At 74.2% G+C, this 15,492-nt stretch carries 16 protein-coding genes; 7 read left to right on the top strand and 9 right to left on the bottom strand.

The features are described from left to right. The first annotated feature begins 17 nt into the window (after positions 1-17). Complete coding sequence (locus tag EDJALFJO_RS27370) at positions 18-908, top strand: dihydropteroate synthase (protein WP_088289488.1); 891 nt, start codon at positions 18-20, stop codon at positions 906-908. A 6-nt stretch (positions 909-914) separates the two neighbouring features. On the opposite strand, the gene miaB is transcribed toward EDJALFJO_RS27370, so the two are convergent. Next, positions 915-2,444 carry a tRNA (N6-isopentenyl adenosine(37)-C2)-methylthiotransferase MiaB gene (miaB, locus tag EDJALFJO_RS27375; protein ID WP_088289489.1) on the bottom strand — a complete coding sequence of 510 codons (1,530 nt, stop codon included), beginning with the start codon at positions 2,442-2,444 and terminating at the stop codon, positions 915-917. A 145-nt stretch (positions 2,445-2,589) separates the two neighbouring features. Here miaB and EDJALFJO_RS27380 point away from each other — a divergent pair, with 145 nt between their 5' ends. The 4 genes from EDJALFJO_RS27380 (at position 2,590) to EDJALFJO_RS27395 (ending at position 5,964) form a co-directional block, all read left to right on the top strand. Then, positions 2,590-3,375, top strand: a complete 786-nt coding sequence (locus EDJALFJO_RS27380; RefSeq protein ID WP_088289490.1) for an amino acid ABC transporter ATP-binding protein — start codon at positions 2,590-2,592, stop codon at positions 3,373-3,375. Positions 3,376-3,398: 23 nt separating this feature from the next. Beyond that, positions 3,399-4,304 (top strand): glutamate ABC transporter substrate-binding protein, encoded by a 906-nt coding sequence (locus tag EDJALFJO_RS27385; RefSeq protein WP_088289491.1) that lies wholly within the window; start codon positions 3,399-3,401, stop codon positions 4,302-4,304. Between the two features lie 62 nt (positions 4,305-4,366). Then, positions 4,367-5,017, top strand: a complete 651-nt coding sequence (locus EDJALFJO_RS27390) for an amino acid ABC transporter permease (protein ID WP_088289492.1) — start codon at positions 4,367-4,369, stop codon at positions 5,015-5,017. Next, positions 5,014-5,964: an amino acid ABC transporter permease gene (locus tag EDJALFJO_RS27395; protein WP_088289493.1), complete on the top strand. Its 951-nt coding sequence runs from the start codon at positions 5,014-5,016 to the stop codon at positions 5,962-5,964. The genes EDJALFJO_RS27390 and EDJALFJO_RS27395 overlap by 4 nt, the downstream gene beginning before the upstream one ends. 88 nt (positions 5,965-6,052) lie before the next feature. Here EDJALFJO_RS27395 and EDJALFJO_RS27400 read toward each other — a convergent pair whose 3' ends face one another. Continuing rightward, the gene (locus EDJALFJO_RS27400; RefSeq protein WP_233150065.1) at positions 6,053-6,577 is read right to left on the bottom strand and encodes a regulatory protein RecX; all 525 of its coding nucleotides are present in this window, start codon (positions 6,575-6,577) and stop codon (positions 6,053-6,055) included. A gap of 284 nt (positions 6,578-6,861) precedes the next feature. Further along, on the bottom strand, positions 6,862-7,905 hold the full coding sequence (recA, locus tag EDJALFJO_RS27405; RefSeq protein ID WP_088289495.1) for a recombinase RecA: 1,044 nt from the start codon (positions 7,903-7,905) through the stop codon (positions 6,862-6,864). Positions 7,906-8,223: 318 nt separating this feature from the next. On the opposite strand from recA, the gene EDJALFJO_RS27410 reads away from it, so the two are divergent. Beyond that, positions 8,224-8,715: an SSI family serine proteinase inhibitor gene (locus EDJALFJO_RS27410; RefSeq protein WP_088289496.1), complete on the top strand. Its 492-nt coding sequence runs from the start codon at positions 8,224-8,226 to the stop codon at positions 8,713-8,715. Between the two features lie 10 nt (positions 8,716-8,725). Here the strand turns inward: EDJALFJO_RS27410 and EDJALFJO_RS27415 are convergent, their stop codons facing one another. From EDJALFJO_RS27415 to EDJALFJO_RS27440, 6 genes are all read right to left on the bottom strand, one after another. Then, positions 8,726-10,219: a ricin-type beta-trefoil lectin domain protein gene (locus EDJALFJO_RS27415; RefSeq protein WP_088289497.1), complete on the bottom strand. Its 1,494-nt coding sequence runs from the start codon at positions 10,217-10,219 to the stop codon at positions 8,726-8,728. Positions 10,220-10,356: 137 nt separating this feature from the next. After that, positions 10,357-11,202: an ABC transporter permease gene (locus EDJALFJO_RS27420; RefSeq protein WP_088289498.1), complete on the bottom strand. Its 846-nt coding sequence runs from the start codon at positions 11,200-11,202 to the stop codon at positions 10,357-10,359. Then, entirely contained in the window at positions 11,199-12,053 is an 855-nt protein-coding gene (locus EDJALFJO_RS27425) for an ABC transporter permease (RefSeq protein WP_088289499.1), read from the bottom strand. The genes EDJALFJO_RS27420 and EDJALFJO_RS27425 overlap by 4 nt, the downstream gene beginning before the upstream one ends. Before the next feature lie 13 nt (positions 12,054-12,066). Beyond that, a complete protein-coding gene (locus EDJALFJO_RS27430; protein WP_088289500.1) occupies positions 12,067-13,017 on the bottom strand; it encodes an ABC transporter ATP-binding protein in 951 nt (316 codons plus the stop codon). A gap of 11 nt (positions 13,018-13,028) precedes the next feature. Then, entirely contained in the window at positions 13,029-14,315 is a 1,287-nt protein-coding gene (locus EDJALFJO_RS27435) for an MFS transporter (RefSeq protein ID WP_088289501.1), read from the bottom strand. Continuing rightward, positions 14,312-14,551, bottom strand: a complete 240-nt coding sequence (locus EDJALFJO_RS27440; RefSeq protein WP_233150067.1) for a DUF3046 domain-containing protein — start codon at positions 14,549-14,551, stop codon at positions 14,312-14,314. Before EDJALFJO_RS27440 ends, EDJALFJO_RS27435 begins: the two co-directional genes overlap by 4 nt. Positions 14,552-14,654: 103 nt before the next feature. Here EDJALFJO_RS27440 and EDJALFJO_RS27445 point away from each other — a divergent pair. Next, positions 14,655-15,492 (top strand): DEAD/DEAH box helicase (locus EDJALFJO_RS27445; protein ID WP_143448819.1); only part of this gene is annotated, 838 nt, incomplete at its 3' end.

The raw sequence follows: 15,492 nt of genomic DNA on the forward strand, positions 1-15,492 counted from the left end.
GAAGTTATGCTCACCCGGTGATCACGCTCGGCGGGCTGGCGGCCCTCGCGCAGGCGCACGGCGAGGACCTCGGGCACCCGGTGGCCGCCCTGCGGCTCGGCGACCGGACCGTCGACACCGACGCGACCCCGGTCGTCATGGGCTGCGTCAACCTCTCGAAGGACTCGACGTACCGCGAGAGCATCGCGCTGGGCACCGACGCCGCCGTCCGCAAGGGCAGGGTCCTCGCCGCGCACGGCGCCGACCTCGTCGACGTCGGCGCCGAGTCGAGCACCGCCCGCGCCGCCCGGGTCGACCCGCAGGAGCAGGCCGACACGCTCGTCCCCGTCGTCGAGGGCCTCGTCGCGGCCGGGGTCGCGGTCTCCGCCGAGGCCTACGACCCGGTCGTCGTCAAGGCGGCCCTCGCGGCCGGGGCCGCCGTCGTCAACTACACCGGCTCCGCCGCCGACGAGGAGGTCTTCGGCGCCGTCGCGGCTGCCGGGGCGACCGTCGTCCTGTGCTACGTACCGGGCGCGGACGTCCGGGAGGTCACCGACGTCGACCTCGACGACCCGTTCCCGGGCATCCTCGGGCACTTCGAGCGGCGGGTCGCGCTCGCCCGCTCCTGCGGCGTCGAGCACCTCGTCCTCGACCCCGGGATGGGCTTCTACTACGGCAACCTCACCGACCCCGCGGTCCGGGTGAACCACCAGATGCGGGTGCTGCTGCGCTCGTCACGGCTGCGCCGGCTCGGGCTGCCGGTCTGCCAGTCGGTGCCGCACGCGTTCGCCCTCTTCGAGGACCAGTTCCGCACCGCCGAGGGCTTCTTCACGGTCTTCGCCGCGCTCGCCGGGGTCGGCGTCGTCCGCACGCACGAGGTCGCGCACGTCCGCGCCGTCCTGCACGCGATGACGTCCCTGGACGCCTGACGGCCGTCAGGGGCGCAGGGTGGGGATACCGAGGGTGACGACGGGCGGGGCGGTCGGCGCGGTGGACGGCGCGGGGGCGGTGGCCGCGGCCTCGCGGCGCTCCCAGGCGTCGCCGGCCCGGGTGCGCCGGACGGCGAACGGGCCGCCCGCCAGCACGCCGTCCGCGACGAGGTGGTGCGGGGCGCCGTAGGTGACCTCGACGGTGACGACGTCGCCGGGGCGCGGGGCGGCCGCGGTGCGGGGCTCGACGTCCGCCGGCAGGGCGAAGTGCACGAGCCGGTTGTCCCGGGCCCGGCCGGACAGCCGCCGGGTGGCCTCGTCCTTGCGGCCCTCGCCGGTCGCGACGAGGACGTCGAGGACCCGGCCCTCCAGGGCCCGGTTCTCCTCCCACGAGATCTGCTCCTGGAGGGCGACGAGCCGCTCGTAGCGCTCCTGGACGACGGCCTTGGGCACCTGGTCGCCCATCGTGGCGGCGGGCGTGCCGGGGCGCGTGGAGTACTGGAACGTGAACGCCTGGGCGAACCGGGCCTTCGCGACGACGTCGAGGGTCGCCCGGAAGTCGTCCTCGGTCTCGCCGGGGAAGCCGACGATGATGTCGGTGCTGATCGCGGCGTCCGGGATGGCGGCGCGGACCCGGTCGAGGATCCCGAGGAACTTCTCCGACCGGTACGACCGGCGCATCGCCTTGAGGACGGCGTCCGACCCGGACTGCAGCGGCATGTGCAGCTGCGGCATGACGTTGGGCGTCGCGGCCATCGCCTCGATGACGTCGTCGGTGAACGCGGCCGGGTGCGGGCTCGTGAAGCGGACCCGCTCGAGCCCCTCGATGCCGCCGCACGCCCGCAGCAGCTTGGCGAAGGCGCCGCGGTCGCCGAACTCGACGCCGTACGTGTTGACGTTCTGGCCGAGCAGGGTCACCTCGAGGACGCCCTCGGAAACGAGCGCCTCGACCTCGGCGAGGACGTCACCGGGGCGGCGGTCCTTCTCGCTGCCACGCAGCGCCGGGACGATGCAGAAGGTGCACGTGTTGTTGCAGCCGACGCTGATCGAGACCCAGGCCGCGTAGGCCGAGTCGCGCGCCGTCGGCAGCGTCGAGGGGAAGACCTCCAGCGCCTCGAGGATCTCGACCTGGGCGGTCTCGTTGTGCCGGGCCCGCTCGAGCAGCGTCGGCAGCGAGCCGATGTTGTGGGTGCCGAAGACGACGTCGACCCACGGCGCCTTCTTGACGATGGTGTCGCGGTCCTTCTGGGCCAGGCAGCCCCCGACGGCGATCTGCATGCCGGGGCGGGCCGCCTTGACCGGCGCGAGGTGGCCGAGGTTGCCGTACAGCTTGTTGTCGGCGTTCTCCCGGACGGCGCACGTGTTGAAGACGACGACGTCGGCCTCGGCGCCCGCGTCGGCCTTCACGTACCCGGCCGACTCGAGCAGCCCGGAGAGGCGCTCGGAGTCATGGACGTTCATCTGGCAGCCGAAGGTGCGCACGTCGTACGTGCGGAGGGCGGCCGCCTCGTCAGTGGTCTGGGGTATCGTCGTCATCGCGGGTCCAGGGTAGTTGTCCCCCGGCCGCGGCACGGCCCGGCCCGTCTTCCGCAGCCACCCGTGACCCAGGGCCAGATCATCCTTAGCCCGACTAAAGCATTGTTAAAGTGCGTTCCGGATGTTTCGCCCTACGTTGCTCTGCATGACCGAACCCGCGAGCAGCGCCGGGGCCGCCGCTGCGCCGCCGCCGTCCCGCCCGCTCGTCGTGCTCGAGGGGGTCAACAAGCACTTCGGCGCCCTGCACGTCCTGCAGGACGTCGACCTCACGGTCCACGAGGGCGAGGTCGTGGTCGTCATCGGGCCCTCGGGTTCGGGGAAGTCGACGCTGTGCCGCACGATCAACCGGCTCGAGACGATCGAGAGCGGGCGGATCCTCCTCGACGGCCGGCCGCTGCCCGAGGAGGGCAAGGACCTCGCCCGGCTCCGCGCCGAGGTGGGCATGGTCTTCCAGTCGTTCAACCTCTTCGCGCACATGACGGTCCTCGAGAACGTCATGGTCGGCCCGGTCAAGGCCCGCGGCGTCGACAAGGGCACGGCCCGCCGGACGGCGCTCGACCTGCTCGAGCGGGTGGGCGTCACCGACCAGCGCGACAAGTACCCGGCGCGACTGTCCGGCGGGCAGCAGCAGCGCGTCGCGATCGCCCGCGCGCTGGCGATGCAGCCGAAGGTCATGCTCTTCGACGAGCCGACCTCGGCGCTCGACCCGGAGATGATCAACGAGGTCCTCGACGTCATGACGACCCTCGCCCGCGAGGGCATGACGATGGTCGTCGTCACGCACGAGATGGGCTTCGCCCGACGTGCGGCGAACCGCGTCGTCTTCATGGCGGACGGCCGCGTCGTCGAGTCCGCCGACCCCGAGACGTTCTTCACCGCCCCGCGCAGCGACCGGGCGCGGGACTTCCTCTCCAAGATCCTCACCCACTGACCCCGTCGACCTGGAGGACAGCCATGCCCGCACGCACCCGACGACGCACGACCGGTGCCGCCCTCGCGGTCGCCCTCACCGCCGCCCTCGGGCTCGCCGCGTGCGGGGACGACGGCAGCGACGAGGCCGTCGTCGCCCCCGCGGACAACCCGTCGTTCGCGGCCGGCACGACCATGGCGCGGCTCTCCGACGCCGGCCGGATCAAGGTCGGCACGAAGTTCGACCAGCCCGGCTTCGGGCTGCAGGGTCTCGACGACAAGCCCGCCGGCTTCGACGTCGAGATCGCGAAGCTCGTCGCCGCCGAGCTCGGGATCGAGGCCGACGGCATCGACTGGGTCGAGACGCCGTCCGCGATCCGCGAGGAGTCGATCGAGCGCGGCACCGTCGACCTCGTCGTCGCGACGTACACGATCAACGACAAGCGCAAGGAGCGGATCTCGTTCGCGGGGCCGTACTACGTCGCCGGGCAGCAGCTCATGGTCCGCTCCGAGGACACCGCGATCACCGGCCCGGACGCCCTCAAGGCGAACCCGGCCGCGAAGGTCTGCTCGGTGACCGGCTCGACGCCGGCCGAGACCATCAAGACCTCCCTCGCCTCGCCGTCCCAGCTCGTGCTCTTCGACGTGTACGACAAGTGCGCGGACGCCCTGCGCACGAAGCAGGTGGACGTCGTGACGACCGACAACGTCATCCTCCTCGGGTTCGTCGACGAGTCGAAGGGCGCGTTCAAGCTCGCCGGCGAGCAGTTCACCGAGGAGCCGTACGGGATCGGCCTCAAGAAGGGCGACACCCAGTTCTGCGAGTTCGTCAACGGCGTGCTCGCGAAGGCCGGGTCGAGCGGTGCCTACGAGAAGGCGTGGACGTCGACGGCCGGCGAGGTCGAGGGCGCCCGGACGCCGACGCTGCCGACGGCCGCACCGTGCGCGTGAGCCGGCGCGACCGGACCCCGGCGCACCCGCGACGCCCCGGGCGCGTCGGGGGCTGACCGACCGTGGACGCCATCACCGAGAACCTCGGGCTCTTCGGCCGCGGGTACCTGCTCTCCCTCCAGCTGTGCCTGTGGGGGCTGGCCGGTTCGCTCGTGCTCGGGACGGTCGTCGCCGCGTGCCGGGTCTCCCCCGTGCCGCCGCTGCGCGCGTTCGGCACCGTGTGGGTCGGCGTCGTCCGGAACTGCCCGCTCACGGTCGTGCTCTTCGCGTTCGCGTTCGGCCTGCCCGAGGTCGGGGTCAACGGCTCCTACTGGTGGCTCGGGATCGCAGCCCTCGTCGTCTACACGTCCGCGTTCGTCTGCGAGGCGCTGCGGTCGGGGATCAACGCCGTCCCCGCCGGGCAGGCCGAGGCGGCGCGGGCGATCGGGCTCACCTTCACCCAGAGCCTGCGCAGCGTCGTCCTGCCGCAGGCGTTCCGCAGCAGCGTGCCGCCGGTCGGGAGCGTCCTCATCGCCATGATCAAGAACTCGGCGGTCGTCGGGGCCTTCGGCGTCGGCCGGGACCTCTTCAGCGTCGGCAACTCGCTGACGAGCGCCCAGGGGTACGCGGCCCTGCCCGTGCTCACCGGCGTGGCCGTCGGCTACCTGCTGCTGACCCTGCCCGCGGGCGGGGCCCTGGCGGCGGTCGAGCGGAAGGTGGCGATCGCCCGATGAGCCCGGGAACGGGGACGACCCGGACCGCCGAGGCGACCACGGACGGGGCGACGGCGGCCCGGGGAGCCGGCCGGTCCTCGGTCGCGGGCGGCGGCGCGCCGCGCGCGACCGTCCTCTACGACGCCCCGGGCCCCAGGGCCCGTCGGCGCACGCTCGTCGGGAGCATCGCCGCGACGCTCGTCATCCTCGGCCTGCTCGCCCTCGTCGTGCGCCGGCTCGCGGACGCCGGCCAGCTGAGCGCCGAGCGCTGGGGGCCGCTGCTCGACCCGTCGACGGAGGAGTTCCCCCAGGTCTGGCGGCTGCTCGGCCTCGGCCTGCGGTCGACCCTCACGGCGGCGGCGTTGGCGATCGTCGGCTCGATGGTGCTCGGCACGCTCATCGGCGTCGCACGGATGATGCTGCCGGGCCGTACCCGGTGGCCGCTCGTCGGCTTCATCGAGCTGCTGCGCGGGCTGCCCGTCGTCATCGCGATCTACTTCACGAGCCGGGTGCTGCCGGACGTCGGCGTCGACGTGAGCGGGCTGCCCGGCGCCGACGGGCTCTGGTACCTCGTCATCGCGCTCGTCGCGTACAACATGGTCGTCATCGCGGAGATCGTCCGCTCCGGGGTCGCCTCGCTCCCCCGCGGCCAGCGCGAGGCGGCCCTGTCGGTCGGGCTGACCCCGGGCCAGACGATGCGGATCGTCCTGCTGTCGCAGGCCTTCCGGGTCATGCTGCCGGCGCTCATCAGCCAGCTCGTCGTCATCCTCAAGGACACTTCGCTCGCGGCCGTGCTCGGGATCTATCCCGAGCTGCTCAACCGGGCGAACCGGATCGCGCAGAACCTCGACAACCCGATCCCGATGTTCATCACGGTGGGCATCATCTTCATCGCCATCAACGCCGCGCTGAGCCGGGTCGCGGTCGTCGTCGAGCGCAGGGTCTCGCGGTCCACGGCGCACCGCTGACCCTCGCGAGGGGTGCTGTCGCGGGAGGTGTCGTCGAGGGAGAGTGCGGCGTGGGAGGGTGACGCGAGGGAGAGTGCGGCGCGGGCGGTCAGCCGTCGGTGTCGAGACCCTCGTCGTCCTCGGGGACACCGTCGCCGACCGCGTCGAAGAGATCGTCCTCGGCCTCGGCCACGCAGTCCCTGATCGCGCGCATGGCGACCGCGGAGCCGTAGCCCTTGCGGGCCAGCATCCCGGCGAGCCGGCGGGTGCGCCGGACCGGGTCGTCACCGGACATCGCCCGCAGCCGGCGGCGGACCAGGTCCCGCGCCGCCTCGAGCTCGGCCTCGTCGTCGATCGCGTCCACCGCTGCCCGGACCGTCTCGTCGTCGACCCCGCGCGTGCGCAGCTCGTGCGAGAGCGCCCGCCGGGCGAGCCCCCGACCGGTGTGCCGGGTGTGGACCCACTGCCGGGCGAACTCGTCGTCGTCGACGAGGTCGACCTCCTCGAACCGGTCGAGCACCTGCTCGGCGACGTCGGGGGTGAACCCCTTGCGGGCCAACGTGTCCGCGAGCTGGGCCCGGGACCGCGGCGCCATCGCGAGCTGACGCAGCACGACGGCGCGCGCCGCCGACACAGGGTCGTCCTCGGCTTGGGGCTGCTCGCCCGCGGTACGGGTCTTCGGTCTGGCGCTGCGACGTTCCACGGTCTGCCGTCAGCCTTCGTCCTCGGTCAGGCGCTGGTCAGGGTGCCGGACCACGACCGGAGGGCCACCGGCCGGCCGGAGTTCCGGCGCGGCGGCTCCTCCGGCCGGGCAGCCGGGGCGGGCCGGTGCAGGCGTAAACCTGCACCGGCCGCTGCACGGGGCGGATCGGAGACCGGAGCGCTCCGGACCTCGGAACGCTCGGACCTCGGAGCGGTCTAGAAGTCGACGTCCGCGGCGTCCGCACCCGCAGGTGCGTCGACGCGCGGGCCGACCCCGAGCTTCTCCTTGATGCGCTTCTCGATCTCGTTGGCCAGGTCGGGGTTGTCGCGCAGGAACGAGCGCGCGTTCTCCTTGCCCTGGCCGAGCTGGTCGCCCTCGTACGTGTACCAGGCACCCGACTTGCGGACGATGCTCTGCTCGACACCCATGTCGATGAGACCGCCCTCACGGGAGATCCCGATGCCGTAGAGGATGTCGAACTCGGCCTGCTTGAACGGCGGGCTGACCTTGTTCTTGACGACCTTGACCCGGGTGCGCGAGCCGACCGGCTCGGAACCGTCCTTGAGGGTCTCGATGCGCCGGACGTCGAGCCGGACCGAGGCGTAGAACTTCAGCGCCCGACCACCGGTCGTCGTCTCCGGCGAGCCGAACATGACACCGATCTTCTCGCGCAGCTGGTTGATGAAGATCGCCGTCGTGCCGGAGTTGCTGAGGGCACCGGTGATCTTCCGCAGGGCCTGCGACATGAGACGTGCCTGGAGGCCGACGTGGCTGTCGCCCATCTCGCCCTCGATCTCGGCGCGGGGCACGAGCGCCGCGACGGAGTCGATGACGATGATGTCGAGCGCCCCGGACCGGATGAGCATGTCGGCGATCTCGAGGGCCTGCTCACCGGTGTCCGGCTGGGACACGAGGAGGGCGTCGGTGTCGACGCCGAGCTTCTTGGCGTACTCCGGGTCGAGCGCGTGCTCGGCGTCGATGAAGGCGGCGATGCCGCCCGCGCGCTGGGCGCTCGCCACGGCGTGCAGGGCGACCGTGGTCTTACCGGACGACTCCGGGCCGAAGATCTCGACGACCCGGCCGCGCGGCAGGCCGCCGATGCCGAGGGCGACGTCGAGGGCGATGGAGCCGGTCGGGATGACCTCGATGGGCGGGCGCGAGTCCTCGCCCAGCCGCATGACGGAGCCCTTGCCGAACTGGCGGTCGATCTGGGCGAGAGCGGCCTCGAGGGCCTTCTCACGGTCTGCAGGAGCGGGCATGTCCTCACCTCGTGAACGGGCGCTCGCGGTGCGCCGGGGAGCCTGGGGCGTGGGGTCGGTACGGGTCGTCGTCGATCTCTTCAGTGCCATCGCCGACGACCGTACGGCTTGCCACCGACAACCGCTCCGCACTGCTGCGGACCTGTGGACAGTGGGGCGACGCCGCCAACTGTGGACGAGAGTAGTCCGAACACGTGTTCGATCTCAGCCCGACACGCCGTTCCGGTGCAACGTCGTCCCCCTGCTGCCGCGTCCACCGACTGCCCGGCACACTGTGCGGGCACCTCGCGCACGGACCCGCCCACGGAAGGGGCACCCATGACGACCCGTCCGGGCCACCGCCGCCGTCCCCCGGCCCCGGCGCTCGTCGTCCTCGCGGCGGCCGCGGCGCTCGCGGCCTGCGGCGGCGGGAGCAGCGCCGCGAGCGGCTCCCCGGCGCCGTCGCTCACGCTGTCCTCGCAGAGCCCGACCGCGGTCCCCACCCCGACCGCGAGCGGCGCGACCACCCTGACCGTCGTCGTCGACGACGGCTCGGGCCCGGTGACGTGGCGGCTGGACTGCGACCCGCCCGGCGGCGACCACCCCGACCCGGCCGCGGCGTGCGCGGCGCTCGACGCGAAGGCCGCGACCGCGCTCCTGCCGGTCCCGAAGGACCAGATGTGCACGATGGTCTACGGCGGGCCGGAGAAGGCCAGCGTCGAGGGCACCTGGCGCGGCACCCCGGTCTCCACGACCTTCGACCGCTCGAACGGCTGCGAGATCGCCCGCTGGGCCGCCCTCGCCGGGCTGCTCCCGGCGCCGAAGGGCTGACGAGGTCGGGCTAGGTCCGGGTCCAGACCTGGCTCGGGCCGCCGTCGCAGGTCAGGAGCACGAGCCGGGTGCCGGCACCCGTGCCGCCGCCCTCGGCGGCGATGCACAGCGACGACGCGTGGACGCTGCGGATCGTGCCGTCGCCGCCGAAGGTCCACCGCTGGTTCGCCTGGCCCGAGCACGCCCACACGACGACGAGGCTGCCCGGTGACGTCCCCCAGTTGAAGTCGTCCAGGCACAGCCCGGCCAGGCGCAGGCTGCCACCGGGACCGTCGGACACCGTCTGCCCGCCGCCGCCGACGCAGTCGCCGAGCCGGGCCTGGGTCCCCCAGCCGGCACCGCCGGGCACCTCGAGGCAGCGGCCGGAGGCCCGGCCGAGGAGCAGCCCCGCAGGCAGGTTCCGGGTCGTCGTCGTGGTCGTCCGGGTGGTGCGGGTCGTGCGGGTCGTCCGCGTGGTGGTCCTCGGCGGCGTCGTCGTCCGCGTCCTGGTGCGGGTGGTCGTCGTCCCGCGCGTCGTCGTGCCGGCCGTCCGGGTGGCGTCGCGGGCCGCCGTCTTCGTCACGATCCGCCGAGCCGTCCCGGTGCCCGCCGTGCGGGACGGCGATCCCGACGGGGCGGACGTGGTCGGGGTCGCGACCCCGAGCGACGGCGACGTCGGGGCGGCGGGGCCTGCGGCCGGGGTGCTCGCGGACGGCGTCGCGGCCGAGAGCGTCACGTCGCCGTCCGAGCCCGGGTGCAGCAGCCAGAAGAGCGAGGCGCCGCCCACGGCGAGCGCGACCGCCGCGACCGCGAGCCGGCCCGCCGCCGACCGGGGCGACGTCCTGTCGCCGCGTGCGGCGCCGGCCCCGGGGCCGGCGGTCGTGACGTCGTCGTCACCGGCGGCCGCGCCGTCGCCGGGCACCTCGGCGGGCGCGCCGGGCACCGCGGGCGAGACCGGGACCGGCCCGGTCACGGCGGGGACCACAGGCATGACGCTCGCCGTCCCGACCCGGTGCGCCCCGGCGACGACACGGACGGCGTCGAGCACGGCCGGCGTCCCGCCGGCCGCGGGGATCTTCAGGTGCCGGCCCAGGCTCGCGCATCCCGCGCGGAGCCTGCGGTGGACGACGCGGACGGGCACCCCGAGCAGCCGCGCGGTCGTCTCCTCGTCGAGGCCGGGCTCGGCGGCGAGCGCCACGATGAGCCGTTGGTCGGCGGGGAGACGCTGGAGGGCCCAGGCCCCGCCCCGCCAGAAGTCGTCGTCCTGCGAGCGGTCGAGGTGCTCGGCGAGGACGAGCGCCTGGCGCACGAGCGCGATCCGGCACGCGTCGACGGCGGCGGTCCCCGGGCCGGACCAGGCCTCGGCGGCCTCCCTCAGCGCACCGGCGACGGCGTCGTCCGCGGTCGCGTGGTGCCCGGTGAGCAGGTACGCGAGGCGGGACAGCTCCGGCCGGATCGCGGCCGCGAACACGGTGAACCCGCCCGAGCTGGGCGCGCCCTCCCCGTGGTCACTGGTACCGGTCACAGCACGACCGTACCGAAGCACAGCGTGACGCCGGGCCCAGGATCCCGGCGGTCATCCGATCGACCGGTGACCAGCGGCAATGTTCTGCACGGATCGCCGTCCATCGACTACCGAACGTGACACTTCGGTCGAGACGGTCAGGACAGCAGCAGGCGGTCCAGCCGGCGTGCTGCCACGACGACCCCGCCCGCACCGAGCACGAGCAGGTAGGCGACGTGGCCGAGCATGCTCACGTCCGGCAGCCCCAGGCAGAGCCCGCGCACCAGCTCGACGGCGTGGTAGAGCGGCAGCGCCCGGACGACCGGCTGCAGTCCCTCCGGGTAGGTCGACAGCGGGAAGAACGTCGCGGAGAACAGGAACATCGGCAGGACGACGAGGTTGAGCAGGTCGAAGTCCTGCCAGGACCGCATCCACGTCGTCGCGGCCATCCCGACCGCCGCGAAGGCGAGCCCGACGAGCGTCGCCGCCGGGAGCGCGAGCAGCGCCCACCACGAGCGGAGCAGCCCGCTCGCGGCCATGACGAGCATGAACATCACCGCGTACATCCCGCCGCGCAGCTGGGCCCACGCGATCTCGCCGACGGCGACGTCGCGCGGGCCGAGCGGGGTCGCGAGGACGCTGTCGTACAGCCGCGCGTACTTGAGCTTGAAGAACACGTTGAACGTCGAGTCGAAGACCGCGCCGTTCATGGCGGACGACGCGAGCATCGCGGGCGCGACGAACACCGCGTAGGGCACGAGGACGCCGCCGCCGGCGTCGACGTCCCCGACGAGGGCACCGAGCCCCACGCCGAGCGAGAACAGGTAGAAGACCGGCTCGACGAACCCGCTGACGAGCAGCAGCCAGCCCCGCCGGTAGACCCGGGCGTTGCGCTCGACGAGCATCCGCGCCATCCCGGCGCCGGCGGGCATCGGGACGGCGCGGGCCAGGGCGCGCAGGACGGCGCCGCGGCCGGCGGCCGGCACCGGGGTCGCCGTCGTCATCGGACGAGCCTCCTGCGGTAGACGACCCGGGCGGCGGCCACGCCGACCGCGACCCACAGCGCGAGGTACGCGCAGTGCGCACCGACGGCCGCGAGGTCCGGGCTGCCGAGCGCGAGGTCGCGGCAGGCCTGCGTCGCGTGCCACAGCGGGGTCACCCAGGCCACCGGTCGGATCGCCGCCGGCAGCTGGTCGACCGGGTAGAAGGTGCCGGCGAACAGGAACGTCGGGACGAGCACGAAGCGGAACAGGTACGCGAAGCCCTGGTCGTTCTCCTGCGCGGCCGCGAAGGCCATCACGGGGGCGGCGTAGGCGGCGCCGCACAGCGTCGCGACGAGGACGGCGCCGGCCGTCCACCACGAGGTGAACGCTCCTAGCAGCGCCCCGACGACGCCGAAGACCACGCTCACCGCGAGCAGCCGCAGGACGATGAAGGCGAGGTGCCCGAGGAGCACGTCGACGACGGCGAGCGGGGTCGCGAGCATCGCGTGGTACTGCCGCTGCCACTTGATCGCGCCCATGACCGGCCACGTCGCCTCGCCGACCCCGGCCTGCATCGCGTTCGCCGCGAGGACGCCCGGCGCGACGAAGAGCACGTACGGCACACCGACGCCGCCGGACGCCCCGTCGTCGACGAGCGTGCCGAGCCCGAAACCCAGCGAGCCCAGGTAGAGCAGCGGCGACAGCACGCCGGAGACGACGCTGCCGCGCCAGGTCCTGCGGTAGGTGCGCGCCCAGAACTCCAGCGCCCGGCCGGTGCCGGCGGCCCGCCCCGGCACGGTGCCGCCGGCCCGCACCGCGTGGGCCGTCGTCCCCGTCGTCCCCGCGATTCCTGCCGTCCCCGTCGTCGTCATGGCCCGCCCCGCGTCAGTCGACGAGCAGGCGGCCGGTGAGGTGGAGGAAGACGTCCTCCAGCGTGGAGCGCCGCACGAGCACGGACGACGGCCGCAGCCCGGCCGCGTGCACGGCCTGCACCGCGGCGTCGCCGTCCGGGGTGTAGACGAGCAGCCGGTCCGGCAGCACCTCGACCCGCTCGGCGAGCACCCCGGCGCCCGTGGTGACCGGACCGGCCCACGGTGCGTTGTCGTCGTCCGGGAAGCGCAGCTCGAGGACCTCGCGGCTGGAGTGCTCCTCGATGAGCGAGCGCGGGCTGCCCTCGGCGACGATCCGCCCGGCGTCCATGACGACGAGCCGGTCGCACAGCTGCTCGGCCTCGTCCATGTAGTGCGTGGTCAGGACGAGCGTGACGCCCTGCCGCTTGAGCCGGAAGAGCCTGTCCCACAGGACGTGCCGGGCCTGCGGGTCGAGCCCGGTCGTCGGCTCGTCGAGCAGGAGGATCTCCGGGTCGTTGACGAGCGAGCGGGCGATCGTCAGCCGCCGCTTCATGCCGCCGGAGAGCGGCTCGACGCGGCTGCCGGCCCGCTCGGCGAGCTGCGCGAACTCGAGGAGCTCGGCGGCCTTCGCGTGCGCGGCCTTGCGGGAGATGCCGAAGTAGCGCGCGTAGACGACGAGGTTCTCCGCGACGGTGAGCTCCTCGTCGAGGGTGTCGCGCTGCGGGACGACGCCGAGCCGGGCCCGGATCCGCGGCCCGTCCGTGCGCGGGTCGAGGCCGAGGATCCGCAGCTCGCCGCCGGACGGCGGGGAGACGCACCCGACCATCCGCATCGTCGATGACTTGCCTGCCCCGTTCGGGCCCAGGAAGCCGAACGCCTCGCCCCGGCGGACGTCGACGTCGATGCCGTCGACGGCGGTGAAGTCGTCGAAGCGCTTGGTCAGCCCGCGGGCGCTGATGAGGACCTCGGGGTCGTCGGCGTCCACGGTGCCCGACCCTACGCGGCGCCCCCGACAGGCTCGAACCGGTTTCCCCGCCGGGCGAGCAGGGCGAGGACGGGGACGAGCAGGACGAGCGTGCTCAGCGACAGGACGCCGTACCCGAACCACTCGACGACCGGCCCGGCGAGGACGCCGGCACTCGCCGCGACGACCCCCATGACGAGGTCGGACATCCCCTGGACCGAGGTGCGGACGTCGGCCTGGACGGACTCGGACAGCAGCGTCGAGCCCGCGACGAGGCAGCCGGACCAGCCGAGGCCGAGCAGGACGAGTGCGACCGCAGACCGGCCCGGGCCGGTCGCCGGGGCGCTCGCCGCCACGGCGCAGGCGAGCGCGAGACAGGCGACCCCGAGCGCGATGCCCGTGCGGCGGCCGTAGCGGTCGGTGACCCAGCCCCAGACCGGGCTCAGCGCGTACATGCCCGCGACGTGCCCGGCGATGACGTAGCCGACGACCGGCGTCGAGACGCCGCCGCCGTGCAGGTGGACCGGGGTCATGACCATGACGGCGACCATGACGGCGTGCCCGACCCCGACCGCCGCGAGGCCGAGGAGGGCGTCAGGGCTGCGGACGGCGGCGGTCAGCGCGAGCCACGTCGGCGACGGACCACGACGCCCGCCGGCAGGCGGGCGCAGGGCCGCCGCCGCGGCCCGGTCCCGCAGCGCGTGCGCGAGCGGGTCGGGGCGCAGCAGTGCCCAGAGCGCGAGAGCGGCCGCCGTGTAGCCGACGACGGCGAACACGAAGGGCCCGACGATCTCGGGCAGGCCGAGCCCCCGGCTCACCGCGACCGCAGGCTTGATGAGCAGCGGCCCGGTGACCCCGCCGACCGTCGCCGCCCAGACGACGAGCGACAGCACGCGGCCGCGGCGCGCGGCGTCCACCCCGTCGATGGCGGCGAAGCGGGCCTGCAGCCCGGACGCCGAGCCCCCGCCGAAAAGGGTCGCACCGAGGAGCAGCAGGGGGAAGGAGCGCAGCACCCCGGCGGTCACCGACAGCACGGCACCGAGCGCCCCGACGGCGTACCCGAGGGTCAGCGCCGGGCGGCGCCCGTGCCGCATCGCGAGACGCGCGAGCGGGACGGCGAGCACCGCACCGCCGATGACGCCCATGGTCTGCGCGAGGCCTGCCAGCGACGTCGAGCCGGAGAGGTCCTGGGCGAGGATGCCGTTGACCGTGACGCCGGCGGTGACCCCGATGCCGCCGATGACCTGGGACCCGGCGAGGACCGGGACGGTCCGGCGGTTGTGCACGGCGACGGCGGCGGACCCGCCGTCCGCCGTCACGAGGACCGGCCCCGGCGCGCGGAGCGCGCCTGCCGCTCGTCGAGGCCCCAGCGGCGCTCCTGCGGGACGTCGAGGTCGTCGCAGACCGCGAACCACACGGTGCGCGCGTCTTCGCCGGCGTCGAGCGCCTGCTGCGCCGTCCGGTGGCCGAGCGCGCCGACGACGTGCTCGCGCACGAGGAGACGGCCGTGCACCGGCCCGAACTCGCCGTCCACGAGGCTCCAGAAGTCGCTCATCCGCACGCCGCGAGCATCGCACGGCGTGCCGACGGACGGCACGGCCGTTCCGGCCACGGTTCCGGACGGGCGGGTTGTCGGTGCCGGGAGGCAGGATGTCGGTATGGCCGCCCGCCGTTCCGACGACACCTCGCCGCAGGCCGTGCTCGCACGGTTCACGCCGGCGACCCGGTCGTGGTTCGAGGGCGCCTTCGACGCCCCCACCCCGGCGCAGGTCGGCGCCTGGGCGGCGGTCTCCCGCGGTGACCACGCCCTCGTCGTCGCCCCGACCGGGTCCGGCAAGACGCTCGCCGCGTTCCTCTGGGCGCTCGACCGGCTCGCCGCGGCGCCGGCGCCGGCCGAGGCGTCGAAGCGGTGCCGGGTGCTCTACGTCTCGCCCCTCAAGGCGCTCGCGGTGGACGTCGAGCGCAACCTGCGCAGCCCGCTCGCCGGGATCCGGCAGGCGGCGACCCGGCTCGGGCTGCCGGTGCCCGACCTGCGCGTCGGCGTCCGCTCCGGGGACACGCCCGCTGACGAGCGCCGGGCCTTCGCGAAGACCCCGCCGGACATCCTCATCACGACCCCCGAGTCGCTGTTCCTCATCCTCACCTCGGCGGCTCGCTCGTCGCTGGCCGGGGTCGAGACGGTCGTCGTCGACGAGGTGCACGCGCTCGCCGGCTCCAAGCGCGGCGCGCACCTCGCGCTGAGCCTGGAGCGGCTCGATGCCCTGCTGCCCGCACCCGCGCAGCGCGTCGGCCTGTCGGCGACCGTGCGCCCGGTCGAGGAGGTCGCCCGCTGGCTCGGCGGCTCCGGGCAGACGCCCGTGCACATCGTCCAGCCGCCCTCGACGAAGAAGTTCGACCTGCGGGTCGTCGTCCCGGTGCCCGACATGGGCGACCTGGACGCCGCCGCGACCGGGGTGCCCGGTGGCGCGCCCGGCGGGGTCGGCGGCGGGCGCGGGG

The organism is Kineosporia sp. A_224, from assembly GCF_002198655.1.
Classification (GTDB): domain Bacteria; phylum Actinomycetota; class Actinomycetes; order Actinomycetales; family Kineosporiaceae; genus R-H-3.